This window comes from Chitinibacter sp. SCUT-21, assembly GCA_041874755.1.
Classification (GTDB): Bacteria; Pseudomonadota; Gammaproteobacteria; order Burkholderiales; family Chitinibacteraceae; genus Chitinibacter.
This window is the reverse complement of record CP102611.1, coordinates 2,003,794-2,030,189: the sequence shown is the minus strand read 5'-3', so window position 1 is coordinate 2,030,189 and position 26,396 is coordinate 2,003,794. Positions and strand designations below refer to the sequence as shown.

General features: G+C 49.9%; 28 protein-coding genes and 1 pseudogene. 8 read left to right on the top strand and 21 right to left on the bottom strand.

The features are described from left to right. Positions 1-96: 96 nt before the first annotated feature. Both NT239_09555 and NT239_09550 read right to left on the bottom strand, forming a co-directional pair. On the bottom strand, positions 97-975 hold the full coding sequence (locus NT239_09555) for a M48 family metallopeptidase (GenBank protein XGA70043.1): 879 nt from the start codon (positions 973-975) through the stop codon (positions 97-99). Between the two features lie 9 nt (positions 976-984). Beyond that, complete coding sequence (locus tag NT239_09550) at positions 985-1,149, bottom strand: rubredoxin (protein ID XGA70042.1); 165 nt, start codon at positions 1,147-1,149, stop codon at positions 985-987. Between the two features lie 72 nt (positions 1,150-1,221). On the opposite strand from NT239_09550, the gene NT239_09545 reads away from it, so the two are divergent. From NT239_09545 to NT239_09535, 3 genes are all read left to right on the top strand, one after another. Beyond that, positions 1,222-2,097: a hydroxymethylpyrimidine/phosphomethylpyrimidine kinase gene (locus tag NT239_09545; protein XGA70041.1), complete on the top strand. Its 876-nt coding sequence runs from the start codon at positions 1,222-1,224 to the stop codon at positions 2,095-2,097. Positions 2,098-2,146: 49 nt separating this feature from the next. Then, positions 2,147-2,728, top strand: coding sequence for an AAA family ATPase (locus NT239_09540; protein ID XGA70040.1), 582 nt, complete (start codon positions 2,147-2,149; stop codon positions 2,726-2,728). A gap of 66 nt (positions 2,729-2,794) precedes the next feature. Further along, the gene (locus tag NT239_09535; GenBank protein XGA70039.1) at positions 2,795-3,292 is read left to right on the top strand and encodes a DUF1993 domain-containing protein; all 498 of its coding nucleotides are present in this window, start codon (positions 2,795-2,797) and stop codon (positions 3,290-3,292) included. Between the two features lie 32 nt (positions 3,293-3,324). On the opposite strand, the gene NT239_09530 is transcribed toward NT239_09535, so the two are convergent. Further along, a complete protein-coding gene (locus NT239_09530) occupies positions 3,325-4,002 on the bottom strand; it encodes a transporter substrate-binding domain-containing protein (protein XGA70038.1) in 678 nt (225 codons plus the stop codon). A 517-nt stretch (positions 4,003-4,519) separates the two neighbouring features. Between NT239_09530 and NT239_09525 the strand changes: the two genes are divergently transcribed. The 3 genes from NT239_09525 to NT239_09515 are packed head-to-tail and all read left to right on the top strand — an operon-like array spanning position 4,520 to position 8,995. After that, the gene (locus NT239_09525; GenBank protein ID XGA70037.1) at positions 4,520-5,659 is read left to right on the top strand and encodes an FIST C-terminal domain-containing protein; all 1,140 of its coding nucleotides are present in this window, start codon (positions 4,520-4,522) and stop codon (positions 5,657-5,659) included. Between the two features lie 2 nt (positions 5,660-5,661). After that, on the top strand, positions 5,662-7,884 hold the full coding sequence (locus tag NT239_09520) for an ATP-binding protein (GenBank protein ID XGA70036.1): 2,223 nt from the start codon (positions 5,662-5,664) through the stop codon (positions 7,882-7,884). Then, entirely contained in the window at positions 7,877-8,995 is a 1,119-nt protein-coding gene (locus NT239_09515) for a response regulator (GenBank protein XGA70035.1), read from the top strand. Before NT239_09520 ends, NT239_09515 begins: the two co-directional genes overlap by 8 nt. A gap of 41 nt (positions 8,996-9,036) precedes the next feature. Here NT239_09515 and NT239_09510 read toward each other — a convergent pair whose 3' ends face one another. The 7 genes from NT239_09510 to NT239_09480 form a co-directional block, all read right to left on the bottom strand. Then, positions 9,037-11,436: a carbohydrate-binding protein gene (locus tag NT239_09510; protein XGA70034.1), complete on the bottom strand. Its 2,400-nt coding sequence runs from the start codon at positions 11,434-11,436 to the stop codon at positions 9,037-9,039. Between the two features lie 360 nt (positions 11,437-11,796). Next, a complete protein-coding gene (locus NT239_09505) occupies positions 11,797-11,967 on the bottom strand; it encodes a hypothetical protein (protein ID XGA70033.1) in 171 nt (56 codons plus the stop codon). Positions 11,968-12,091: 124 nt separating this feature from the next. Beyond that, the gene (locus NT239_09500) at positions 12,092-12,616 is read right to left on the bottom strand and encodes a M15 family metallopeptidase (protein ID XGA70032.1); all 525 of its coding nucleotides are present in this window, start codon (positions 12,614-12,616) and stop codon (positions 12,092-12,094) included. 1 nt (position 12,617) lies between these two features. After that, on the bottom strand, positions 12,618-13,262 hold the full coding sequence (locus tag NT239_09495; GenBank protein XGA70031.1) for a hypothetical protein: 645 nt from the start codon (positions 13,260-13,262) through the stop codon (positions 12,618-12,620). A gap of 1 nt (position 13,263) precedes the next feature. Further along, positions 13,264-15,642 carry a DNA topoisomerase IV subunit A gene (gene parC, locus NT239_09490; protein XGA70030.1) on the bottom strand — a complete coding sequence of 793 codons (2,379 nt, stop codon included), beginning with the start codon at positions 15,640-15,642 and terminating at the stop codon, positions 13,264-13,266. A 127-nt stretch (positions 15,643-15,769) separates the two neighbouring features. Further along, positions 15,770-16,615 carry a transporter substrate-binding domain-containing protein gene (locus tag NT239_09485; GenBank protein XGA70029.1) on the bottom strand — a complete coding sequence of 282 codons (846 nt, stop codon included), beginning with the start codon at positions 16,613-16,615 and terminating at the stop codon, positions 15,770-15,772. Positions 16,616-16,700: 85 nt separating this feature from the next. After that, positions 16,701-17,207: a nucleoside 2-deoxyribosyltransferase gene (locus tag NT239_09480; GenBank protein ID XGA70028.1), complete on the bottom strand. Its 507-nt coding sequence runs from the start codon at positions 17,205-17,207 to the stop codon at positions 16,701-16,703. 409 nt (positions 17,208-17,616) lie between these two features. On the opposite strand from NT239_09480, the pseudogene NT239_09475 reads away from it, so the two are divergent. Together NT239_09475 and NT239_09470 are read left to right on the top strand one after the other, a co-directional pair. Continuing rightward, positions 17,617-18,012: pseudogene (locus NT239_09475) on the top strand (methyl-accepting chemotaxis protein). 18 nt (positions 18,013-18,030) lie between these two features. Next, positions 18,031-18,375 (top strand): CZB domain-containing protein, encoded by a 345-nt coding sequence (locus tag NT239_09470; protein ID XGA72793.1) that lies wholly within the window; start codon positions 18,031-18,033, stop codon positions 18,373-18,375. 59 nt (positions 18,376-18,434) lie between these two features. Here the strand turns inward: NT239_09470 and NT239_09465 are convergent, their stop codons facing one another. The 11 genes from NT239_09465 to yfcF form a co-directional block, all read right to left on the bottom strand. Then, positions 18,435-18,896, bottom strand: a complete 462-nt coding sequence (locus NT239_09465) for a hypothetical protein (GenBank protein XGA70027.1) — start codon at positions 18,894-18,896, stop codon at positions 18,435-18,437. Between the two features lie 72 nt (positions 18,897-18,968). Then, positions 18,969-19,196 carry a DUF6500 family protein gene (locus NT239_09460; protein ID XGA70026.1) on the bottom strand — a complete coding sequence of 76 codons (228 nt, stop codon included), beginning with the start codon at positions 19,194-19,196 and terminating at the stop codon, positions 18,969-18,971. A gap of 109 nt (positions 19,197-19,305) precedes the next feature. Then, a complete protein-coding gene (gene parE / locus NT239_09455) occupies positions 19,306-21,279 on the bottom strand; it encodes a DNA topoisomerase IV subunit B (protein XGA70025.1) in 1,974 nt (657 codons plus the stop codon). A 73-nt stretch (positions 21,280-21,352) separates the two neighbouring features. Further along, positions 21,353-22,675, bottom strand: coding sequence for a HAMP domain-containing histidine kinase (locus tag NT239_09450; GenBank protein ID XGA70024.1), 1,323 nt, complete (start codon positions 22,673-22,675; stop codon positions 21,353-21,355). Further along, entirely contained in the window at positions 22,672-23,352 is a 681-nt protein-coding gene (locus tag NT239_09445) for a response regulator transcription factor (protein ID XGA70023.1), read from the bottom strand. The genes NT239_09450 and NT239_09445 overlap by 4 nt, the downstream gene beginning before the upstream one ends. 22 nt (positions 23,353-23,374) lie before the next feature. After that, positions 23,375-23,749 carry a hypothetical protein gene (locus tag NT239_09440; GenBank protein XGA70022.1) on the bottom strand — a complete coding sequence of 125 codons (375 nt, stop codon included), beginning with the start codon at positions 23,747-23,749 and terminating at the stop codon, positions 23,375-23,377. Between the two features lie 72 nt (positions 23,750-23,821). Continuing rightward, the gene (locus NT239_09435) at positions 23,822-24,163 is read right to left on the bottom strand and encodes a hypothetical protein (GenBank protein ID XGA70021.1); all 342 of its coding nucleotides are present in this window, start codon (positions 24,161-24,163) and stop codon (positions 23,822-23,824) included. A 188-nt stretch (positions 24,164-24,351) separates the two neighbouring features. After that, complete coding sequence (locus NT239_09430; GenBank protein ID XGA70020.1) at positions 24,352-24,825, bottom strand: DUF3291 domain-containing protein; 474 nt, start codon at positions 24,823-24,825, stop codon at positions 24,352-24,354. Further along, positions 24,822-25,499 (bottom strand): glutathione S-transferase family protein, encoded by a 678-nt coding sequence (locus NT239_09425; protein XGA70019.1) that lies wholly within the window; start codon positions 25,497-25,499, stop codon positions 24,822-24,824. The genes NT239_09430 and NT239_09425 overlap by 4 nt, the downstream gene beginning before the upstream one ends. Next, the gene (locus NT239_09420; GenBank protein ID XGA70018.1) at positions 25,499-25,762 is read right to left on the bottom strand and encodes a DUF2917 domain-containing protein; all 264 of its coding nucleotides are present in this window, start codon (positions 25,760-25,762) and stop codon (positions 25,499-25,501) included. Before NT239_09420 ends, NT239_09425 begins: the two co-directional genes overlap by 1 nt. Positions 25,763-25,766: 4 nt before the next feature. After that, positions 25,767-26,396: a glutathione transferase gene (gene yfcF / locus NT239_09415; protein XGA70017.1), complete on the bottom strand. Its 630-nt coding sequence runs from the start codon at positions 26,394-26,396 to the stop codon at positions 25,767-25,769.

Sequence of the window (26,396 nt, the reverse complement as noted above, 5' to 3'; positions counted from 1 at the left end):
AAAGGGGCAAGATCAGATAGTGCTGGCGTGTTAAAAAAACAGCACCAAAGTGCTTAACACTGTAGGTGCTGCTTGCAAGTTCAACCTTAGCCTAGATCAGCCTTTTTTCTTTTTCGTGCTGGCGGGGGGCTGTGTTTTTTTGGCGGCTTCATACAATGGTTGCACCATAGGAATTTTTGCTTGTAGCTCGGCAATTCGGCTTTGATTGGATGGGTGAGTCGACAGGAACTCAGGCGGTGCGCCTTTGCTCGCCGCTGCCATCTTTTGCCATAGGGTCACTGCTGCTTGTGGGTTGTAACCGGCGCGCGCTGCCAATTCCAAGCCCATGACGTCGGCTTCTGATTCATGCGTACGGCTATTGGGCAAAGCTAAAGCTACGTCATACGCTTGGCTACCAACGCCGAGCGCGGTATTGGTGAGATCGGCATATTTACCGCCGCTCAGAATCGAGGCTGCAATCGAAATGCCCTGCATGCCCATCTGTTTATTGTATTCCTCGCTCATGCGCTCGCGGCTGTGTTCGCGCAAGGCGTGGCTGATTTCATGCCCCATAATTTGCGCGATTTCATCGTCGGTGAGTTGCAATTGCTCGATGATGCCGGTGTAAAACATAATTTTGCCGCCGGCCATGCAATAAGCGTTGAGCTGTTTATTTTGCTCAACATTCACTTCCCATTTCCAATTGGCCGCCTCAGGGCGAAATACCGTGGTTTGCGGGATTAAACGTGCAGCGATATTTTTGACACGTACGGTGGTGGGGTGATTGGCGGGGAGTAGTGCATTTTTTTGTCTGGCTTGGTTGATGGTGTCGGCATACGCGGCAGCGGCCATTTGATCAACCTGCTCGCTCGGTAGCAGGGTGCTCATATTTTGCTTGCGATTGGCTCCCACAGTTCCGCCTTGGGTGGTATTAACTTGCTGACAGCCTGCCAGCAATGCTAAAGCCAGAGTGCTAACAATAAGCGTTGTTTTCATGCTTAACCTTTAAATTTCAACCATTTCAAAGTCATCTTTGCGTGCACCGCAGTCTGGACAGGTCCAATTGACCGGTACGTCTTCCCATTTGGTACCTGGCGCAATATTGTCTTCTGGGCGACCAGCGGCTTCATCGTAAATAAACGCACAAATCAGGCACATATATTTTTTCATTCGCGTTAATCCATCCAGAGTGGTTTAGAATTCAAGGACTGATTTTAAACTTATTCTGGTTCATTGCTACTTATGATTTCAACTCCGCCCACTGTATTGGTCTTTGCCGCCAATGATCCCTCAGGCGGTGCAGGCCTGATGGCCGATATTTTGACCTTGGCTTCGCTAGGCTGCCATGCGCTACCGATTGTGACTGCAATGACGGTGCAAGATACGGCCGGCGTGCAAAGTTTTCAGTCGGTTGATAGCGAGTTTTTGGATGAACAAGCCCGCTTTATTCTGGAAGACATCAAAATTGATGCGATTAAAGTGGGCATGGTTGGTTCAGTAGAAAACCTGGCCGTGATCGCCGAAATTGCGTCGGATTACCCTGATATTCCGCTGATTCTAGAGCCGGTGTTTAGCATGGGGCGCGGTGAAGAATTGGCTGATGAAGACCTCTATAGCGCGATGCGCGAACTATTGTTTCCGCATACCTATTTGGTGAGCTGCAATAGCAATGATGCGCGTAAATTGGGTAGCGAAGACCCTGAAGAGCAAGAAGATTTGCCGCTTGATGCCGCTGCGCAGCGGATTTTGCAATGCGGGTGCGAATATGTGCTGATCGCTGGACCACATGAAAAAACGCCGAAAGTTGTGAACACGCTGTATAGCGCCCTAGGTCGGGTTCGCAGTGATAATTGGGATCGCTTGCCGGGTAGCTTCCATGGTGCTGGTGCAACCTTAGCATCTGCGATTGCGGGGGCAATGGCCAATGGCGCTGATATCACCACTGCCATGCAAGAAGCGCAGGATTACACCTTCCAAGCCTTATCGAATGCCTACCGGCCGGGCATGGGGCAAATGATTCCAGATCGCTTGTTTTGGGCCCGCCCACCTGCTGAAGAAGTACCCCCTACTGTGATTGAATTCGACGCCGATCAAGACGGAAAAAAATCGATCCAATGATTTATTAATGTAAAAACACCGAGTTCTATTTGGTTTTTTAGGCCGGATGATGAGTCACCTTCCCCAAGTTATTATTTTGAATGGTTGTAGCAGCTCGGGCAAAACCAGTATCGCCAAAGCGCTGCAAGAAATCTTGCCGCAGCAATACCTGAATTTCAGCATTGATTCGGTGCTCTACGCTTTGCCACTTAGCGATCTTGCCGCAATGCAGCGCGGTGAGCCTATCCAACGGCGCGGCCATGATTTTGGCCAATTGGTGCGAGCGTACCATTATGCGATTCCGGGTTTGCTGCAAGCGGGTTGCCATTTGATTTTGGATAATGCGTGGTGCGAACGCGGCGAAAAACGTGAATTGCTTACCGAGCTGGCGGGATACCGGGTGTTGCTGGTTGGCGTGCACTGCGAGCTGGACGAATTAGCCGCACGCGAACAGGCGCGCGGTGATCGTGCGATCGGTATGGCGGCGTGGGAATTTGAGCGAGTTCACCAAGAAATAAGCTATGACTTGCAAATTTCCACCATGGGTATATCGCCAGAAGAAAACGCCCAATTGATCTATAAGTATATACAGGATGGCTGTATTTTAAATGGCGCAATCGAGACACTCGAGTACTTGAATATGTTGGGCTAAGCCGCAATGCTGCTTAAAGGCATATGCCTTTAATCGATTCTGGCCGCAACTCATTAGGAGAGTCCGATGTTTAGCTACTATCAATTATCTGTTCCTGTGTATACACGCGCTTTGCAGCAGCTTTCGCATCTGCTGGATAAAGCCAGTGACTATGCGCTGGCGAAAAAAGTCAGCGACGACACAATGCTGGGTTTACGCTTGGCGCCAGATATGTTGCCGTTTGTGAAGCAAATCCAGATCGCCTGTGATACCAGTAAATTTGCCGTTGCGCGCCTTAGCGACACCGCCGCGCCCAAACACGAAGACAATGAAAAAACCTTGGCCGAATTAAAAGAGCGCATTGCCGATACACTGAAATTTATCCAAAGCGTACCCGAGGCGAGCTTTGCCAATGCGGCAGCGAAAACTATTCAGCTACCGTATATGCCTAACCCGATGAGCGCTGATGTGTATTTACTGCAATTTGTCGCGCCCAATTTATATTTCCACGTCTCGATGGCGTACGCCTTGCTGCGCAATAACGGCGTTGAGATTGGAAAAATGGATTATTTGGGACCAATCTAAAGAGCGAAATACCGTTAAAAGCCATGTCTCGGTTATTGTGGAATTTGTCCTTCTAATTGTCTGAGTTTGGCTTCCAGTGGGGCAACCAAATCGGCATGTTTTTTATGCACATAGTGATAAAGCGGTGACACGACCAGTGGCGGACTGAGTTGGTATAGCTTGGGAGAATTGGGTAGTTTTTGCAGGATCTCCAGCGCGCCTGCTTGATGGCTAATGACCAAATCAACGCGATGCAGCAGTAGGTTTTGAAAAGCGATTTGATTGTCGCTAGTGGCCAAGCTCCGAGCAAAGCCTTTGATATTATTTTCAATCAGCTGGGTGCCGCGTTCATAAGCAAATGAGTGTGCACGTAAACTGGTCCAGCCCTGTTCCAGCTGTATTGATGGGTCACGGGCATAGGCGACGATTGAAATCGACGCGATGGGGACATTTACCTGAATGAGGTTAGGGTATTCCGTGCTTAAGCCTGGTTTGCGGATTAATTCACCATCATAAATGCCTTCGTTCGATTCAATGAGGGCGCGTTTGCCGGGTAAATTGGAAAATCGCAGTTGATAGCCCAGTTGGGCGTAGGCTTGAGTGAGTTTGGCTTCTGCACTCTTTTCTAGTGTACCTTGTTCGCCAAATCGAGTTAGGGTAATGATTTTAGATTCAGCATACAGCCATGTGCTGTGCAGCAAAAAAAAGGCCAGTAGGATTTTGCTGAGCATATGTTTAACCATCCGAATTGCTGAATCATTGGCAATATAGACAAAACCCAGCCCGAAAGTGGTGCAGATCGACAGCTGAAGGCCTAGCTGTTGGTGGGGTCTCGTAGAGCGTGCTGCCAATGCGCTATGCTGGTCTATGTGAGTTGGGTAGTTTTGTGCGCTCTGTTTGATGCAGGTCGAGGTCTGATTGCACTTTCTGTTGGAGCTTGGTCGATTTCGTGTTTTGGGGTATGGCTTTGTAACTCTTTTCTAGCATTGCTTTGGCGGCGTTACTGCTGGCAAGTTTATTTGATGGCTCGCATTGAGCTTGCATGAGCACATCAAAAAAAGTGGCCAATGAGCGCAAAGTACAGCAAGCGGCTGAAGCTGCTGCTGAGGCAACACCAACATAAAACCGCCTTGCGAAAGTAACGGCGGTTTTTTTGCGCGATGCAAAGCGCAAAAATCTGCAGATTCTCCCTGAATTATGGCCTCTACTTGTCTAGACTTATCGCATTAGACTCGTGAGGTGATGGCCATGCAGATTGCCCAACAACAGATTCATGCCATTAATGAACTGCATCCCGCGCTACAACAATTTAGCAACCATTTTCCCGATTGGGTGCTGGTTTTTGCTGGGATTGATTTGCTCAAAAACCCAGTGTTTTACGCCCAAGTGCGCCAAGCTTTTCCAGATGCAGTTCTTGTTGGTTGTTCGACCGCAGGGGAAATCAGTGCAGATGGCGTGAATGATGGTTCGGCCATTATTACAACGGTGAGTTGGGAGTATGGCAAACCCCCGTTGGCGAGTACCGAGTTAAAAAATATGGAGGATAGCCTGGCGGCAGGGCAGCGTTTAGGCTCGCAGTTAGCCACACATGAATTAGCGGGGGTGCTGGTGCTGGGGCAAGGCGTCAATATCAATGGTAGTGCCTTGATTGAAGGGCTAGCCAGCCAATTGCCCGCGGGTTTACCGATTATTGGTGGTTTGGCTGGTGATGGTGGTGCCTTTAAACAAACGGGGGTAATGACCAATGATGGCGTGAACGATCACGCTGTTTTGGCGTTAGGTTTACCCAAAGGGATTGCGATTGGTCATGGATCATTCGGCGGCTGGAAACCGTTTGGCCCAGCGCGCAAAGTGACCCGTTGTGCTGGCAATATTTTGTATGAACTGGATGGTGAATCGGCGCTAGAGGTTTATAAACGTTACTTAGGAAGCTATGCAGCGCAATTGCCAACCTCGGGTTTATTGTTTCCCTTCGAAATGTTGGGCCAGGATCATAGTGAAATGGGCTTGGTTCGCACCATTTTAGGTGTCGATGAAGCAGCGGGTTCGCTGATTTTGGCTGGCGATATTGTGCTGGATGGCTATTTGCGTCTGATGCACGCTAGCAATGATGCATTGATTGAAGGCGCTGAAGCCGCTGCGAATGCTGCGCATCAAATGTTGCAAGACACCGATGAATCTTTAGCTATTTTGGTCAGTTGTGTTGGCCGCAAATTGGTAATGGGGGGGCGTGTCGATGAAGAGGTCGAGGCTGTCGGTGAAGTGTTGGGGCAAGGTGCAACGCTAACGGGTTTTTATTCCTACGGTGAAATCAGCCCCTTTGTGAATTCAACTGATTGTAAATTACACAATCAAACGATGACGATCAGCATTTTGCGTGAAGCTTGATCATGAATCGCTTGCTGCTTAGGCAATTAAAACGCCATTTTGGCTGGCAGGATGAAGCCGCTTGTGAGGCTGCTTTGTCGGCGCTTGAAGCGGGTGATTCGTCGCTGATTTCGCATGAACAAATGCGGCGTTTCTTGTTAGCAATAGATGAATCGTATCAACAAGCCGAACGTGATCTGGAATTGCGTTCGCGTAGCCTAGAATTAAGCTCCGCCGAATTAACCCAAGCGAACCAAGATTTACGCGCAGAAGCGGTTGCAAGGCAACGCGTATTGGATTCGCTGTGGGATACGGCCAATGTTTTATTGAAAGATTTGGGGCACAAAGAAATCCAACAAGACCACACCAGCCTTGAGCAATTGAGTAATTTATTGCGTGGCTTGGTTGAGGAAAAAAAACAAGTCGAAGTACAGCTTTTGGCCGCCAAAGATGCGGCTGATCAGGCCAATCGCTTAAAAAGTGATTTTTTGGCCAATATGAGCCATGAAATTCGTACCCCGATGAATGCCATTTTGGGGATGACGCATTTAATGCTCAAAACAGAGTTGAGCCAAAAGCAGCGTGATTATCTGCAAAAAACCAGCTTCGCCGCTGAATCCTTATTACATATACTGAACGATATTCTCGATTTTTCTAAAATCGAAGCTAATCGGCTACAAATCGAATTAGTACCATTTCGCTTGGCGTCGATAACCGATCAATTGTGTGCATTGCATCAAGTTAAAGCAGAAGAAAAAGGTCTCAAACTTACGGTAAAGGTGGCGAGCGATTGCCCCACCGCCTTGGTTGGTGACCCACTGCGCATCGGTCAGGTGTTAAATAATCTGGTGAGCAATGCAATCAAATTTACCCCGCAAGGCGAAGTGAAGGTGCAAATCGAACGGGTGGCACAGCTGGGCTCGCAAGTGCGCTTGCATTTCACCGTGCAAGATTCTGGAATTGGCTTAAAACCAGAACAGATTACTCGCTTATTTAAGCCATTTATTCAAGCCGATGGCTCAACCACGCGTAAATTTGGCGGCACGGGTTTGGGTTTGTCGATTTGTAAACGCTTGGTGAATTTAATGGAAGGTGATATCTGGGTTGAAAGCACCCCTGATGTGGGCAGTATCTTTCATTTCACTTTATTGCTTGAAAAATCAGAAGCGCTCGCCGCGCAAATGGATAGTCATACACCGATTGATGCGCAGTTTTTGCATGGGTTACGGGTTTTGTTAGTCGAAGACAATCCATTAAATCAACAGGTAGCGAGCGAATTACTTAGCGGCGTTGGCGCCAGCGTGATCCTCGCCCAGCATGGTGGTGAGGCTTTAGGCTGGCTATCGATTGAGCCTTTGCCCTGCGATGTGATCTTGATGGATTTGCAAATGCCTGTACTCGATGGCAATGAAGCGACGCGCTTAATTCGATGTGATCCTCGCCTGCAGCAGATTCCGATTATTGCTATGACCGCACACGCGATGTCGGATGAAAGGCAGCGTTGTTTGGATAGCGGAATGAATGACTATGTTACTAAACCGATTCAACCTGATGTGTTGTTTAACACGATTGCCAAATGGGTCGGCGACAAAATTACCGCACCTGAGCAATTTAATACCCAATTGGAGTATCTAGATAAAAGCATTGTTCCGATTATTGCAGGAGTAGATACCCAAGATGTATTAGCGAGATTAATGGGTGACGCTCAACTTTACGAAGCGCTTTTCCGGCAGTTTTTGAATGACTACCAAACAGCATATACCCAATTTGAAGCCTATTTAGTCACAGATCCGCGCGCCGCCGAGCGCTTGGTACATTCCATCAAAGGCGTGGCTGGCACCTTAGGCATGACGCGTTTGAGTGCTGTGGCAATGGAATTGGAGCAATTTTTACGCTTACATCCTGGACAAACTAGCTCGCTGCAAACAGAGTTCGCCGAAGCCATTGCGCAAATGTTGGATGCAATTGCCAAGGTGTATCCGTCCGAAGAGCAATCAAATCAAGCATTGAAAGAAGATACATCGCAGTTAATGGCGCAGTTCCAGCGCTTAGAAACCCTGATTCGCAATTGTGATGGCGACGCGGTAGATGAAATTGAATTGCTAAAATCGCGGCTTGCGCATCGACCTGAGCAGCCATTGATCGAGCGGCTTAGCCGAGCGGTGAGCTATGATTTTAATTTTGACCAAGCCTTAATCGATTTAACTGCACTGAAAACCAGCGTGTTGGGGGCGGTCGATGGATGATTTTTATCAGGCTTATCGGCGTACTTTACTGATCGTGGATGATACGCCGACCAATTTGGCGCTACTCAACGCCATTTTGAAAGATCAATACAAATTGCGGATTGCCACGCATGGCCAATTAGCGCTTGAACTCGCGCAGCGCGAGCCGATCCCCGATTTGATTTTGCTCGATGTGATGATGCCTGATATGGATGGGATTGAGGTTTGCCAGCGTTTAAAAGCCAATCCAATCACGGCCGATATTCCAATTATTTTTCTAACGGCTAAAACGCAAGAATCGGATGAGGTGATTGGCTTTGAGGCGGGGGCGGCGGATTACATTCACAAGCCCTTGATGCCAGTGATTGTGCAAACGCGTATCCGCACGCATTTGCAAATGCAGGATTTAAAAACGGCGCTCAAACTACACAACCAAACTTTGGAAGAGCGCGTGGCGCAGCGCACGGCTGAATTGCTGAAGATGCAAGATGCAACTATTTTAGCCATGGGCGTGATGGCTGAGTTGCGCGATGAAGAAACGGGCTTGCACCTGAAACGCACGCAAGAGTATTTACGTATTTTGGCCCAAGCAGTGGCATCCCATCCGCGGTTTAGCGGCGAACTCACTGCAGCCAATATTGAATGGATGGCTAAATCGGCGCCATTGCACGATATCGGCAAAGTCGGCATTCCTGATGCAATTTTGCATAAACCCGCAAAATTGACCGATGAAGAATTCGCGATCATGAAAAACCACCCTACCTATGGGCGCAACATCATTTTGGAAGTGGAAAACGTGTTGGGCGAAGATAGTATTTTTCTGCATTACGCCCGTGAAATTGCCTACGGGCATCAGGAAAAATGGGATGGTAGCGGTTACCCGCAAGGTTTGAGTGGCGAGCAGATTCCAGTTTCTGCGCGTTTAATGGCGATTGCCGATGTGTATGACGCCCTACTCAGCCGCCGCGTCTACAAGCCCCCTTTCAGTCATGCCAAAGCGGTTGAGATTATCAGCGCAGGTCGAGAAACTCATTTTGATCCAGCCTTAACCGATGCTTTTCTCTCGGTAGCCGATCGTTTTGAACAGATAGCGATTGAGTTTGCTGACCCTTACGATGAAGTACATGGCTAATCATTCATGAAAGAAGCCGCATTTCTGCGGCTTCAGGCTTGTTAGCGTTGGTTGATCGGCAGCATATGTGCCGGTGGTGGATTTTCTAGCGCAGTTTCTAATTGCTCGTCTTTGAGTGAACGATTCATTTTTGAATTCTGCTCTGCAGCGATGCTCGATCCAAATACGCTCACCATTCCACCATTAAACGACAATTGAATTTTGCCCCAATCATCATAATCACTTAGAGCAGTTTGCGTGCTGCCATCATTATTAATATCAAAGGCAACTTGCTGATCGATAAACCCATTGGTGTTCCAATCGGCAAAAGCGCCGCCGCTGGTGCCACGACCGACGAGGCTCGCTTCGTTCAGCGCACTTTCATTCAGTGGTGCACTGCTGCCATTGGAATAATCAATCACAAAGCGATTGCCGCAAGGCCCATCCAGCAAATCGCAGACCCCATAACTGTTCGCGGCACGGCCAGGCGTTGCTTTGCCGCGATTGTTCAGATTGTAATAAATCCGCTCACTCATACTTTGCCCTTTTGCATCACTAGGCACACCGTTGAGTTGATACAGGTAATTCATCACGCTCAAATAATTGGTTTTGTCGTTTGTTGCCTCATTCCCGCCATGTTGCAAGCCCAAATTGTGTCCTAGCTCATGCATGATCGTACCCGCTTGGTAATTGATCAGCGTGTACAGATTGCTGGCGCTGCTGCTATTGAGGCCCCAGAAACCTAGGCTCACTAATAGATCATTACCATTAATTTCGGCTAGCCCCGACGAGCCGCCATAACCATTGGTGTTTTGCGTTGATCCCATCAACATATAGTGAAAGATCAAGCGGCGGCGTACATCCATACTGCTTTGTTTGTAGGCCATCACGTCGGCGCAATCATTGTTTTTATACAGTGTTACGCAGCGCGCAAATGGTACTTCCTGCCCGCCGCCGAGGTTAAAATCGGCCGGGTTAAAGCTTGGGCTGTGCAGTTGGCCCGCGTCAAACAGTAGATCAATGCCCTTGCGGTTAAAGGCTTCGCGCACCATTTGCAGTGCTTCTTTACGCGGCTTGATGCCTTCATCGGTCGCAGTTTGCATCCAATCAATATGCACTAAAATCGTCGGCCGACCTGCGCGCGCACCCATCGCGTATAAATCTAATCCCGCGTAAGTACCACCGGGCTTTTTGGCGCTCGTTGGGATTCCGTCTTTGTCTTCATCGCTAGCATTACTATCGACGTCATTGCGACCCGCTGGTGTACCAAACGGCACGATGCGCCAATCTGCGGCGGTATTGTTATCGCTGGTTTGGGTGTAGTAGCGCACCAAGGCGTAATTGGCAGTGCCAGTGAGTGCTGGTGCTGCACCACCTAGCCAAGCATTGGCCGTCAATGGTGAGGTGTTGTTATTGCCAAAGCGCACAAAATCAATGGTTTGCCCATTGCGTACCAATTCAATCGCGCCATTGTCATTACCCCAAACTGGCCAATCTTGATAATTACCGATGTATTGGATCTGATTGGTTTTTTTCGGCGCCACGGCTTCGGTATTGGCGGCGATGACTAGGTAAGAATTCGCTTCAATGACGCCGCTAAGCGGGTAAAGATTTGCGCTATTTTGTGTTTTGCTTTGAATCCGCGCGCTGATGTCATTCAGTGAAATACTTTGCGACGTTGGGTTATAAATTTCAAACCAGCTACCTTGTGAATAAGCATCGCTTGCAATTTCATTGATCACTAAGTGATCGAGCCCGCTATTGGCTGGGGGAACGGCTGGTGTTGTGATCGGAGCTGGTGTTGGTGTCGATGGTACGGGTGTACTTGGGTTACTCGAAGGGCTTGGCGTCACGGCATTTCCGCATGTGCCGAGCTTTTGCCATGGCTGTGCATCACCTGAGTTAGTTGCAGGATCATTGCCTTGTGTCCACCATTTGGCTTGATAGTTGATTCCTTGATGTGTGACTTTTTGGCCCGCTGTGTAAGTCGCACTGCTGCTCCATATTGGATTGCAGCTAGCGCTATTTGGCGTTGCTGTGCTTGTGGGGGTTGGAATAAGCGTTGGATTTGGTGTGCTAGTTGGGCTCGACGTATTCGTTGGCGCTGGGCTTGGGCTGGCGCTTGGCTTAGAGCTAGGAATCGGGCTATTGGGTATTGCCGTAGGGGCAATGGTTGGCTTGATTGTTGGCGTTACACTTGGGGTAGGTATTGGACTGCTTGCTGTGGGTGAGCAAATTGCGATGACTTCCCATGGTTTTCCAGCGATTGCATTATTCGCGGGGTCTTCACCTTGAGTCCACCATTTGGCACGGTAATCTTTACCCTGATAATTCACCGTATTTCCTGCCACATAGGCTTTAGTTGCTTGCCAAGTTGCGGCGCATGAGGCGGCACTAGCTACGCTAGGTAAAGCCCCAATAACAAAGGCCGCGATTGCGGCCAATTTCAGTTTATTCTTCATTCTTTCCCCTGATTTTCTGACTTTTTTAGTCAAAATTAACCTGGGTATTGTCAATGAAATAACTCACTGTACTCAAATATAAACTTACTACTAGAAATAAAAAAGAAAGTAAAAAGTAAATTACACATTAATTAAATGTAAATATTGTTGATGTTTAAGGCTTTTTGTTCGGGAAAACACTTATTTTTATGCAGGGTCCGACAACTGGGTGTTGTAGATAAGATAAATGCATAGGATGGAAGTTGTAAGCATAATCAATATGCATTGTGAGTTATTTCACCAAAATCAATGCAGCTTCAATGAGTTATGGCTTAGTGCTTGAGCGCAGCGAATTGTAGTCAAAATCGCTACACTTACAGATTATTTGCCTTTTTGATGACTTAGTAAGTGCTGACGCAGGCTTTCTATCGATTCAAGTCGATTTGCGCGCGCAATTTCTACTTCGCCATGGCTACTCACTTGATACAGTCCATAGCGCAAAGATTCGGGTTTTTGGGTGGTGGCCCAAACGGGGTGGATAGCGTAGGTCATGATGAGCTTCTTTAGGGTGTGCTGCAGATGCAGTTTTTCTATTCCCTTAAAGCCAATATCGTCCCATTCGCTAAAAAATGAAGTACCGAGTAAACCCTAATACTTTTTTCCTAGGAAAAAAGTATCACGCAGGGTGCCAGCACCAATGCCATGGCTCATACACATAGCCAAAGGGGTTGTTGCGTGGAAAAGATAAGCGAAAACCAAAGCGCGCCGCATTGTGATTGAGCCAGCTAAAAGCGCTTGTTAATTCAAAGCTTTCTTCAACAATCGGGCCGCCCGGCTGGAAAATATCAATCGCGCGGCCTGTATGATGCTCACTGCAACCAGGGGGGGCGAGTACTTGCAAGATGTCATCAATGGTTTGCCCCATGCTCAATTTGCGCTCAATCAGCTCTACTTGGCGCGAGCTGGCGCGGTACGCGGATGCGATTTTTAGCTCAATGCCATCGGCTAAGGCAGCAGTTTGCATCGCTTGCCAAGCTTGCGCCGCAGCTGGAACTAGCTGCCACACTCGACCATCAGCGGCGGTTTCAACGTCTACGAGTTCGTTCGCTTCATCAAAAACGCATAAAGATTTTTGCTGCAGCACTTCCGGCGCGATACCTAATTGCAGCCAGATAGTTTGTAAATGTTCGGGTAAATGCATTTTAGTCTCCACCACCGCCGCCGCAGCTACTACAACTGCTACAGCTACTGTCATTACAATCGTTGCTGCTGCACGAAGAGCCTGATCCGCAGCTGCTGCCACTGCAGCTGGATGAATTCTTCTCGTTGGTTAGACTGTAAAAATCGCTGGCCTTAAACACAAAACCATCAGTAATGTGTAATTGCTGATCGATCGTAAACAACAAAGGCATGGTGGCAAATTGCCCAGCTTTTATTCCTTCGTCGCGGCAAGAGAGCACCCATGTTCTGCGTACTGATTTGCTTTGCACGGTGCTTTCTGCCGGCGTGTGATGAATAAAGCGGCCCAAAGCTTTTTGGCAGAACTCTTGGTACACCGCGGTGTGCAAAATAAATTCGTGCCAGAAATCATCAACAACGCGCGAAGGCATCGCCAGTGTGGCACGTTTGCTGTGGCGATGTAGGCGGAAATATTGCCGCATTGCTTTCGCTACCAATTCCCATTGCTGGTCATTCAGCTGCGGATATTTGCGGCTTAATCTGCGTCGTATGCCGCTGGGAAATTGGTAGTGATTCAAATAGTAAAACTGCTCCTGTTGTCGGCGCGATTTGTAATAGCGATAAATCATCGCCGCAATCAGCGCCAACACCAGCAGTTTTAGCGCCATCTTAGAACCCCGGGAACTTCAAACCGGCGTTAATCGGCTTGCCTTTGCGGGCGCGCTTACCGATGTACGGTGCCATTTCATTGGCATCGAGCACCATTTCTTTTGCCACGCCGCCTCGACCCGTACCTGATAATTTCAGCGTTTCACCATCGCAAACGGTAATCGCTGCCAATGTGTCTTTATCATCGAGCGCCATCGTAATCACACCGCGACCGCCGCCTGCAAGCTGCTTAAATTCGCTGTAGGCAAAGATATGCAATTTACCCGCAGATGACAGACACGCGACCATCGCATTGGCGCTCGGCGTAAACGGCATGACGCGCAGCAGGCTTTCGTTACCTTCGAGCGTAATAAAGCTCTTACCCGCTTTTTGGCGGCTCATCAGATTATCGGCCTGACACGCAAAGCCATAGCCAGACGAATTGGCGATCACCAGCCATTCGCCTGTGCGGGCGACGATCATTTGCGTGATACGCGTTTTCGCGACCAGATCAACCAAGGTTGTCACCGGCACGCCATCACCACGTCCGCCCGGTACGACGGAGGCTTGTATCGTGTACACACGGCCATCGCTGCCAAACAGCGCCAGTTGATCGACGGTACGGCATTCAATCGCCGCCAGTTGGCTATCGCCGTCTTTAAAGGTCAGATTTTGCAAATCAAGGCCATGACCTTGGCGCGAACGCAGCCAGCCCTTTTCCGACAAGATAATCGTGCACGGCTCGTCGACGACGGCGATTTCGACCGAAGCCCGTTCGGCGTGTTCAATCAGCGTGCGGCGTGGATCGGCGTATTTTTTCTTATCGGCTTCGATTTCTTTAATGATTTGGCGCTGCATCGCCTGTGGATTAGACAGCAGGTTTTCCAGCTCGGCTTTTTCATTGCGCAAGTTGCTCAGTTCTTGCTCAATCTTAATACCTTCGAGGCGTGCCAATTGGCGCAGACGGATTTCTAATATGTCTTCGGCTTGGCGCTCAGACAAATTAAACGCCGCCATCAAATCGGCTTTTGGATCATCGGCATTGCGGATAATGCGGATCACTTCGTCGATATTAAGCAAGACCAGCAAGCGGCCTTCCAAAATATGGATGCGATCATTCACTTGGCCAAGGCGGTGTTGAACGCGGCGCGTGACGGTGACAAAGCGGAAGTCGATCCACTCAGCAATCACATCGCGCAGCGTTTTCTGCCCCGGACGGCCATCGCGACCAATCGTCACCATATTGATCGACAAGCTGGTTTCCAGGCTGGTGTGCGCCATCAGCAGATTCATCAGCTCGTCTGGATTTTGGCGCGACGATTTGGGCTCGAATACCAAACGCACATCGCAATCACGGCCTGATTCATCGCGCACACGATCGAGTACGCTGAGGATCAATTGCTTGGTCTGGATTTGCTCTTGGCTGAGCGCTTTTTTGCCTTTTTTAACCTTAGGGTTGGTCAGATCTTCGATTTCTTCGAGGATCTTCTGGCTCGAAGCACCGTGCGGCAATTCAGTAATAATCAATTGCCACTGGCCACGCGCGAGGTCTTCTTTTTCCCAACGAGCGCGTACTTTCAGGCTACCACGGCCATTTTCATACGCCGCGGTAATATCGCGCGGTGAGGAAATAATTTGCCCGCCGCCTGGTAAATCCGGGCCTTGGATATAGGCCATTAATTCGGCGGTGGTCAGGTTTGGATTGCGAATTAAGGCAACGCTGGCGTCAGCCACTTCGCCCAAATTGTGCGATGGCATCTCGGTCGCCATACCAACGGCAATACCCGACGCGCCATTCAATAGCAGCATCGGTAAACGTGCAGGCAGCAAGACCGGCTCTTTAAACGCACCGTCGTAGTTAGGGATAAAGTCGGTCGTGCCTTGATCGAGTTCGCCCAGTAGCAAATCGGCCACCGGCGTTAAACGCGCCTCGGTGTAACGATAGGCGGCTGCACCGTCGCCGTCGCGCGAACCAAAGTTACCGTGGCCATCGATCAATGGATAGCGCAGCGAGAAATCTTGCGCGATACGTACCAACGCGTCGTACGCCGATTGGTCGCCGTGTGGGTGATATTTACCCAGCACGTCACCAACGATACGCGCCGACTTCATTGGCTTGGCGGTGGCCGTTAAACCGAGCTCGTGCATCGCGTACAAAATGCGGCGTTGTACCGGTTTCTGCCCGTCTTCGACTTGAGGCAAGGCGCGGCTTTTGACCACACTCATCGCGTATTCGAGATAGCTTTTTTCCGCATACAGGCCAAGCTGAACCGACTCGCCATCGTCAGGCGTGGCTGAGGTTTGTGCTTCGATAAAGCGGCCACCCTGCCCGCCACCGCTACTTGGCGTGGCGGTCTCTGGTGTGGATTCGTCGTCTAACAAGTCTATGGTTTCAGACATGGCTTCCGTGGTATGCGATTAAATGTGGCGTTATTTTAGCGGGTAATCGGGCGTTTGATCCAAGTACAAATGATAAGGGGGCCGTTTCACGTGAAACAGCCCCCCGATTCAGCCACAATTTGCGTGATTAGAGCACGCGCAAAGTGAAGTATTTATAACCTATTTGCTGATGTTCACCACTCTGAATCAATTTTTGCAACGCGGTATTAAATTGATTACGCAGTTCAACATCATCTTTGCGTAGTGCAATCGCTTCGCCGCGACCTAGCCATTTTGGGGAATCGATGCGGTTGCCCACCATTTCAAAGCGATCTTGATTGGCCGGTGATTTCAAAAAGTGGCCCAGCACAGCACTATCATCAAATACCAGCTTTACTTCGTCTTTTTCCAGCGCTGTCATCATCTCATCGGCACTGTTAAAGCGTTTAATCGTAACTTTGCTTTGATCCATTTCATTGCTGAGGTAATCATCAAAGGTTGTTTTGGCTACGACACCAATGGTTTCGCCACGAATACGTTCAGCAGTAATCACTGGCCAAATGATCTTTGATTTTTTGCTAGCGACATACGTGCCAGGTACGCGAGTATACACATCGGTAAATTGCACCAGCTTTTCGCGCTCTTCGGTGATCGATAACGATGCAACGACTGCGTCGGCTTTGTTTTCATTCAACGATGGGATTAGTTTGTCGAAATCAAAACGAGTAAATTCGCACTTCACCTTCATTTCAGCACAAAGCGCGTTGGCTAAATCAACGTTAAAGCCAGTGAGTTGGTTATTCGCATCGATATATTCAAAGGGTGGATATTTACCTTCCAATGCGATTCTTAGCGTTTTCTCAGGCGCTGCAGCAACGGTTCCGCTGGCAGTATTGCTCGCTAAAGCTTGTTTTGACTGGTTTTGGCCAAGATACTGCCAAGCAGCAGCTGCGCCCGCTGCGATAACAACGGCGCCGATGAGCAATTTTTTCATTGGTAAATCTGCAATTCTTACAAAAAAACTGATCGTACTCTAGAATGTAAGGAAAACCATTAGGGAAATCACCTAAGTGCTAATGCTAGGTACTTGAATTTATAAGGAAAAATGAGGCCTCCTGAAGCGCCAATTTGGGATGTGTGTGATAAATCACAGCACTGGCGCATTGCCACAACATTAAGTTAAGAGGCGCGCCAAAATCTTCGACCATTAAACCACCTTCATCTCGATGAGAGCCCACACGATCTAACATCGTCGCGCCTATTTCAAGGTCAGGTAGCCACAGTAAAATAGGTTTGCCCAGTGCATGAGCAAAGCCAATTTCGAAAGCGGTGCCGCTATCTGGTTCGCTGCGGCTACGAAACGCCCGTACATCGGCAAGGATGGCATCGGATTGGCGAATCAGATCGCAATTAGCTTGGAAAATCCAAGCCGCAGCCTGCGCCGCAGTTAAATCAGCTGGCGCGGCCTGATCGAGTGGATAGAGCCCACGTAAACCAAATTCGGCACAATATTGTTGTAGGTCTTGCCCCCATGCGTGCGCATCGGGGCGAAAAACGCCAGGCCCCGCTAAATAGATCGTCTGCATTTTGCACCTATTGTGGATCAGTCAAGGCAGTTCTAGTTTGAGTTGACTATACTGCTTAGATTACTAAGTAGCGCAGGGGACTGAGATGTTTTTTGGTCAAAAAAAGCTGATTGCGAGCCTTTACGAGCAAATCGCCAAGCTAGAGCAAGAAAATCAAGCTCTAAAAAAAGAAAATACCAAGCTGAGTAAAGACCAAGACTTTATCAGTACGCTGCAAAACCAAGATAACGGCGATAGCAAATACTATCAGTCTCTTTTTGAATCCTTAGGCCAATTTGGCGAAACGCTTGATGCCTCTGCGCATTCGCTTGGGCATGTTAGCGAAAAAATGAAAGAAGAGCGTCGCTGCGCCGCAGCACTGAGCCGTGTGGCGGGCGACAACAGCCAAACGATCAGTAGTATTGCGGAAAACTTAACCGCCCTTTCCAATACCGCAGCGCAATCGGTCACCGAAGTCGACAAGCTCGATCAGCAATCGGATCAAATTAGCGGCATCGTTCAATTGATTAAAGAAATCGCCGATCAAACCAATCTGCTCGCCCTTAATGCCGCGATCGAAGCCGCCCGCGCTGGCGAGCAAGGGCGCGGCTTTGCTGTGGTGGCCGATGAAGTGCGCAAACTGGCGGAACGCACCGGCAATGCCACCAAAGACATCACCCAATTGGTCGGCGAAATTCGCCAAGAAACCCAATCCGTGAAACAAACCATGAACGCCATGGCCGAGCAAACTGCGCAATACAGCAGCATGGGGCGTGATGCGGCCAACGATATGGAATTACTGATTACCGTATCGGGTGAGATGGAAGAATTAGTCGCGCAAAATATGCTGCACAGCTTTGTTGAAGTCGCCAAAATCGACCATTTATTATTCAAATTCAAAGTCTACGAAAGCGTATCGGGCGTTAGTAAATTGAGCTCGCAAGTGGTGAGCGATCCGCATCAATGCCGCTTTGGCCATTGGTACTATGATGGCGAAGGCCAATCCTTGGTCGGCAAGCACCCCGCCTACCGCGAAATGGAAACACCGCATAACGAAATTCACCAAGCCGGCACAGCCGCAGTCAATGCATGGCAAGCAGGGCAAAAAAATCAGGTGCTCGACGCGCTTAATCGCATGGAGCACACCAGCGCCAAAATGGTGTCAATTTTGGATCGGATTGCTGGCTAATTTTAGAAGCTCGACGAGCCGCAATAAAAAATCCCGCAGCAGTGGCGGGATTTTTATTGTTATATAACGCGCCAACGAGAATCTTGGTACCAATTCTTAGCGCGATTGGCCATAAATAACAGCAATAGTGCCACCATGAGTGAAGTTAAATACTGCTGCCGACGATACGCTTGTTTTCGCGCCTGCATGGTCTCGTCAAAACTTTGCACCATCTGTTCGCCCACTTGAATTTGCCACGCTTCATTGTTGTAGATTGCCACGCTAATTAATTCATCTTTTACAAAATCATTCGGATTATCCGCAACACGCGTCGTAACGCTGCTAAGGCGATACGGATTTTCAATCAGCTGAATACTCAAATATTCATCACCTCGTTTTGGCTTTACCCAATCGGCTGACAACACTTTGCCATGCACCCAGTGCAGCTCATCTTGATCAGGGAGTTGATGTTGTATGATTTGGCCGACCAAAATCCAAATCATCAATAAGCCCAAGCAAAATTCAAATAAGTACTTAAGCATGATTTTCTTGTTGGGTATAGGGCCAAAAGCCATATTAAGAAATGGTTCTGATCTAATACCGGCCGATGTATATTAGTTAGTCTGGACTTCTGCCAAAACCAGCGATTTGATTTTAACTGCTTTTTCAAAATGATCGAGTTGATGAGTCTGTATCCACCACGTCGCCGCTTCCATCAATAATTCAGGGTCGTCGTTTTTATTAGCGAAAAAAGCATAAAACGATAAGCCCACGCCCTCGCCTTTCTGTGCGATTTTTTGCTCGCAGACGGCGAGGATTTTTTGTTGGAGGATGGGGCTCATTGTTGCCTTTATTCATTGTAGGGTGCACTGAGCGTAGCGAATTGCACCAAGGGGTATTGCCATCAAGATAATCAGAATAAATCTCTTGTGGCAATACCCTGTCTAAGTATTAAAGGTCCGCTTCCACTTCATTCCCCCGCGCTTCCAGCCATGCGCGGCGTGAGCTTGCTTCGCCCTTCCCCATCAGCATATTCATCACATCGCGCGTGTTGGTACTGACGTCGTTTGGAATCGAGACGCGCATCACGCGGCGGGTGTCGGGGTTCATCGTGGTGTCGAACAATTGTTCGGCGTTCATCTCGCCTAGACCCTTGAAGCGCGAAATGCTCCACGCGCCTTCGCGGATTTTTTCGCCGCGTAGCTTATCCAGAATGGCGGTGAGTTCGCCTTCGTCGAGCGCGTAGAATTTGCGCGGCGGTTTATTTTTACCGCTGCCCGCCACGTCAACGCGATACAGCGGCGGTTGTGCGACGTAAATGTGGCCACCCGCGATCAACTGCGGGAAATGTCGGTAGAACAAGGTGAGCAGCAGCACTTGAATGTGCGAGCCATCGACGTCGGCATCGGACATGATGATGACTTTGCCGTAGCGCAGGCCGGATAAATCGGCAGGGCTGTCCAAAGTGTGCGGGTCGACGCCGATCGCGACGGCCATATCGTGCACTTCGTTATTGGCGAAAATCTGATCTTTATCGACTTCCCACGTGTTCAGCACCTTACCGCGCAGCGGCAAAATCGCTTGGAAGTCTTTATCGCGACCCAGCTTGGCCGAGCCACCGGCCGAATCACCCTCGACGAGGAACAACTCGCAGCGCTCGGTTTCATCCGATGCGCAATCGGTCAGCTTGCCCGGTAATACCGCGACGCCAGATGATTTTTTCTTTTCAACTTTCTGCGCGTTTTTCTGCCGCGATTGAGCGGCGCGAATCGCCAATTCAGCCAGTTTTTTACCGAGGTCAACGTGTTCATTGAGCCACAATTCAAACGGTGCACGTACCATCGCTGAAACAAGTTTGAGGCCGTCGCGGCTGGTCAGTTTGTCCTTGGTTTGGCCTTGAAATTGCGGGTCGAGCACTTTGGCCGAGAGCACAAACGAGCAACGGCTGAACAAGTCTTCTGGCAGTAGTTTCACGCCCTTGGGCAACAGGTTGTGAAAATCGATAAAGGTTTTCACAACTTGGAACACGCCATCGCGCAAGCCGCTTTCGTGCGTGCCACCTGCTGGCGTTGGAATCAGATTGACGTACGATTCGCGGTTAACGAGGCCATCTTCGGTCCACGTTAGCGCCCACGCGCAGCCTTCGCCGCGGCTGAAGGTGTCGTCTTCGCCTTCAATGTATTTCTCGCCCTGCAAAATCGGCACGATTTGCGTGTAGCCGGTGACCTGCTCGTTCAAATAGCCTTGCAAGCCATCTGGGTAGCACCAGCGTTTTTCGAGCAACTCGCCATTGGCTTGCTCGACATTCAAAATCACCACCAAGCCGGGCAATAGCACGGCTTTGGATTTGAGCAGGTGTTCGAGTTCGGCTTGTGGAATCGTTGGGCTATCAAAATACTGCGCATCGGGCTGCACGAAGACGCGCGTACCAGTGTCTTTCTTCGTGGTGCTGCCCAATACGGTCAGCGGGGAAATCACTTCGCCGCCGGCAAAGACCAATTGATTGATCTGGCCTTCACGGCGCACTTCAACTTCAAGCCGCGTAGCCAAGGCATTGGTGACTGATACGCCAACGCCGTGCAAACCGCCGGAGAACGCGTACGCGCCGCCGTCTTTCTTGTCGAATTTACCGCCAGCGTGCAGCTGCGTGAAAACGACTTGCACCGTTGGTACGCCCTCTTCGGGGTGTAAACCCACCGGAATCCCGCGCCCGTTATCCGTTACGCGCATCGACTGATTGCGATACAGCGTCACTTCAATTTGCGTGGCGTGGCCGCCCAAGGCCTCGTCGGCGGCGTTGTCGATGACCTCTTGGCAGATGTGCAAAGGGTTATCGGTGCGCGTGTACATGCCGGGGCGGTGGCGGACAGGATCAAGGCCTTTTAAAACCTTGACCGAGGATTCGTCGTATTTAGGAGCTGCCATTGTTTCACGTGAAACCAGATGATGAATTGCGGCTAAGTCTAGCAGAGAACCGCAACTTCGTTGAAGTTGACGTTTATGGCAGTGCAATACTGACCATAAAACCAGGATTTTGATTACTCAATTGCAGCTGTCCGCCGTGTAGCTCGGTAATCGCTTTCACCAGCGCCAAACCCAGACCGTGGCCAGCGCTATTGCGGCTGGTTTCGGTTTTGTAAAACGGCTCGATCAGTCGCTCCAGCTCGTCTTCACTGACCCCTGTGCCATAGTCGCGCACGCTAATTCCTGCTTCGCTGATCGCGATATCGACATGTCCGGGAGCGTAACGCAAAACGTTTTCAATTAAATTGCACAGCGCTGAAAACAATAGCTCGCGATCGACCTGTTTGCTCACTTCGCCACCACTGAGGCGAATTTGAAAACCATCATCTTCCAGTAGTGGTTGATAAAGTTCAGCGACGTCGTGCACGATGGTACTGAGCGATTGCATCTCGCTGCGCAACACCTGCGCCCCCGATTCGAGCCGACCTAATCGCAGAACAGCCGAAAATAGCGCTTGAATTTGCTCGAGTTGCTCCAGTGCGGCGTGTTTGATTGGGCCGTCATGTTCGCTTTCGGAAAGCTCCAATAATTTGCCGCGTAACAGCGATAAAGGCTGACGCATATCGTGTGCGATGGCCGATGAGGTTTGCCGTGCGTACGATAATAATTTGTGCTGTTGGTCGAGCAAGGCATTCAGCTCGACAATGACCCCATCAATTTCATCCTGACTGCCTGCCAAGGGAATACGCGAATCCTCATTGCCGATGCGAATGTGATGCGCGGTTTGGCTGATGGTATTGAGGCGGCGCTGAATCAGGCGAGAAAACACAAAACCAGCAATCAATGCGGCAAGCAACATCACGGCGCACAAGGCCAGATAGTTTTGGATCAGATGTTGCGCCACTTGCTCGTAAATGGCGCGCCGGCCAACCAGCAGGCGATTATCACCAAATAGCAGGAAGACCTCGGCGGCGATGGTTTCACCGGTTTCTGGATCGGCAAACAATGCCGATGATTCATCTTTAACGGGGACCGTACTTGGCCATTCGCTTAAATTGCCAGCTAAATAGCGGCCTTGTGCGTCGGTTAATAAATACACCCTTTGGGTTTCTTGTCGATTACTGCGTAACGCAACTGCTGATTGCAAAGCGTTAAATCCGTCTTCGCGGTAGATAAGTTCCAGAATGACGACTTCTTCGCGCAGCGCGGTGTAAAACTCACCAATCAATGCTTGTTGGGTTTCTTTAAATGCTAGTGAGCCAAAAAAGGTGACGACAATACACATCAACACCGGCAAGGCAACGGCCCAGCGGGTAAACGGGCTGCGCCAAGCACGAGCAAGGCCCACAAAGTTCATAGCTCGGCCATGCGATAACCCGCACCACGTACAGTGTGCAGTAGCGGTTTTTGGCCTGCTGCATCGATTTTGGCGCGCAATTTACTGATGTGTACGTCGATCACATTGGTATTGGGGTCGAAATGGTAATTCCACACGCCTTCCAGCAGCATGGTGCGCGTGACCACTTGGCCAGCGTGGCGCATCAGATATTCGAGCAATTGATATTCGCGTGGTTGTAAATCAATGAGTTTGCCATCGCGGCGCACGGTGCGCGCGAGGCGATCTAGCTCCAGATCGGCAACTTGTAAATTAGCGTTGTTGGCGTTATTACTGCTGGGTATGCGACGGGTAATAACTTCTAGCCGTGCCAATAATTCAGCGCTGTGAAACGGTTTGGCCAAATAATCATCCGCACCCGCGCGCAGACCATCTACACGATCTTCTGGTTCACCCAGTGCCGATAACATTAACACTGGGGTATGAATCTCCGAGGCACGCAGCGTGCGCAAAATGGTGAGCCCATCGACCAAGGGCAGCATCCGATCTAGCACCAACGCATCGTATTTTTCTGTGGTGGCCATGAAAAGCCCGGTTCTTCCCTCTGCAGCGTGGTCCACCGTATGGCCACCTTCTTGCAGTGCTTTAATCGTATATTGGGCCTGCTGTAATTGGTCTTCGAGCAATAGAATTCGCATCGCGCTGATCTCTGGGGCGGGTTTAGTGCTTATTGTTGCCTTTTAATTTGGCAGCATCAACTGTAATCACTTTTTGTATTGGCAAAGTGTGGTCGGCATTGCTGGGCAAGGGTTCAATGCGTAAAAGCCGACATTGCGCACTTGCTTTGGCAATGATTTCTTGTTGACGTTTGAGGTGGCCTTGTTGGGTTATGAGCGTGAGATGCGTGCTAGGCCAGGCTGGGCATAGCGCGCTGACGGTAAGGCGCCATGCTTCTTCTTTACCCAACCATAAATCAAATTGGGTGGCGTTAATGGCACGCCAATACATATGCTCGGATTGGCGCAGTTGATCGCGTTCGGCAACGGGCGTGGCGGCCGTTGCAACTGCGAGGGCTAGTGTCGCAGAAATCAACATAAATGCTCCAGAAAAAAATGCCTTGCCGATCTCTCAGCAAGGCATTCAACACACCCTGAGGAGGAGATAGGGTTATTTAGCGGCTGAAGCTTTTGATGCAGCGGCGGAGGCTTTTTTGGCTTGTGCTTTTTGCGCGGTAGAAGCTTTAGATGCTACGTGCGATGCTTTTTTAGCTTGTGCTTTTTGTGCAGTAGAGGCTTTAGAAGCTGCGTGAGAAGCTTTTTTAGCTTGTGCTTTTTGTGCAGTTGAGGCTTTAGAAGCTACGTGAGAAGCTTTTTTAGCTTGCGCTTTTTGTGCAGTTGAAGCTTTAGATGCTACGTGTGAAGCTTTGTGTTTTGCTGGTGTAGCTGCAAAAGCCGCAGTGCCGAAGCCAGCCAAAGCCAGTGCCAATACAACGTGTTTTACCAATTTCATTTCAAAGACTCCGAGTTTTGTCCATATGCCATTCAGCGCTGTGCTGAGTGGATGCAGGTCATTATGCGCAAATCTAGATTGCAAAACGCTGAAGCCCGGATTAACCATTGTTAATCTAGTTTTCAGCGCCCCCTTGCTGGAGTCGAAGGGTATTCAGTTTTATATCAATTATTGACTAGCTTTAATCCTTATACCCGGCATGGTATTTCGGTGTTTGCTGGCATTGGAAAAGGCTGAGCAAAAGTAAATGCCAGGCTGCTCGGGCCGTTGAGCCGCAGTAAATCCAACGCCGCGTTGGCTTCGCTCAAGCTAGGTTGATGCCCTGCCGGAATCCACCACAGCACCAGCGAAGGCCCGTCAATTTTGCTAAACCAAGCGCGGCGCTGTTTGAGGCTGGCCAGATGCGCGCCGGAATACACATATTGCTGTAGCGCCTCGACCGATTCCCACACCGATAAATTGGCTATCAATAATGGATCGGCATCATACGCGATATCCGTGGCGTTGCCCGAGTCGCTTTGCAAGCGCCAAACAAAGCCCTGGCTTTGTTCGGCCAGTTGGTTGATGGCATCGAGCTGGCTGGTAAAGCCGTGCATCAGCGGGTCGTCCAGCGGGGCGATGGCGCGGCCGATATTCAATTGGGCCAGATGCCATTGGCTCATACGCGTGCCCCACCGAATATGTTGATCAACGTGTCGTGCGGTAATGTGCTTTCCTCCGCGAAGGCCGCCGCTTCCCATTCCTGCATTGCTGGGTGTGCCAACATGGTTGTCACATAGTTTTGAATATCGCTTGGCAGCGCAACGCCATAGCAGAAAAGTCGCCAAATCACTGGCGCAAACATCGCGTCGGCGATGGAAAACTGACCAAATAAATAATCGCCGGCGACGTTGAGCTTGGCCGCGAACTCGCGGGCATTGCGCCAAATGGCAAAAATGCGCGTTAAATCGGCGGCGACTTCGGGAGTATTTTCTTTCCCCTTAGCGCGCAGGCGGATATTCATCGGCAATTGGCTGCGCAGCGCGCCAAAGCCGGAATGCATTTCAGCGCAAATGCTGCGTGCGCGCGCCCGCAGTGCTACATGGCTAGGCCACATCTGCGGGTATTGCTCTGCAAGATATTCGCAGATTGCCATAGAGTCCCATACCCTAAAGTGATTGTCGTGCAGGCAAGGGACTAGACCATTATCGGAATACATGCGATGGCTGGCTTTAATGCCTTTGCCATCCACGGGCACCACGGTTTGTTCAAATGGGATATTGAAATGCTTGAGCAACAACCATGGGCGCAGCGACCATGAGGAGTAATTTTGATAACCAATATACAGTTGCAACATCAGCGTTGATTCCGCATTAAGGATTGATAATAGGGGCGAATATCGAGTTCTTCGCCCGAAAAGCGCAATTCGCCCTGCCCTTCGATCAGTACATGTCCCGCGCCAATCGCATGCTGCTCACCGGCATTCAGCACAATATCTTTGTTATTGCGGTTGCTCGCTAACCAGAGCTGGCCGCTTTCGCAGCTGAGCTGTGCATCGCGCCCCAAGCGGGCCAGGAGTAATTCATCGGCGTGTAATTGCAAACGTAAATAGCGTTCCATGCGCTTATCCTCCGCGCTGCTGTTGTAACCACAGCGCAATCGCTGGGTGTTGCCATTGTTGTGCGGCGTAGCGAGCTAATTTTTCTGGTACGGCGTCACCATTATTGATCAGGCGCTTGAGCATCAAGGCTAAGTCAACATCGGCAATACACCATTGCCCAAACAGCGGCCCGCCTGCCTCGTCGATTAATTGTTCGGCGGCGGCAAATAATTTGGCGGCGGCTTGCTGCGCGCTGTTACTCAAAGGCTGAGTGCTGGGCTGAATAAAAACGACTTCGGTCGAGCGCTCGTTACGGATGGGCATTAAATCACTGCGCAACCAAGCCTGAATTTGTCGTGCCCGCGCTTTTTGTTGCGGATCACGCGGATATAAGGCGGCGCCAGGCCAATTTTCATCCAAATATTCGGCAATCGCGCTCGACTCGCTCAGGCAAAAATCGCCATGCTGTAACATCGGCACGCGTGCAGACAGTGAATCATGGGCAAAAGCAGCTTGTTGATGTTCGCCAGCCGCCAGATTGAGCGTATGGAGTGTGAATGGGATTTGCTTGACCTGCAGCGCCACAAACGCCGACAGCGCGTACGGGCTGAGAAACTGGTGATCCACATAAAGTTGTAAGGTATTCGTGTTCAT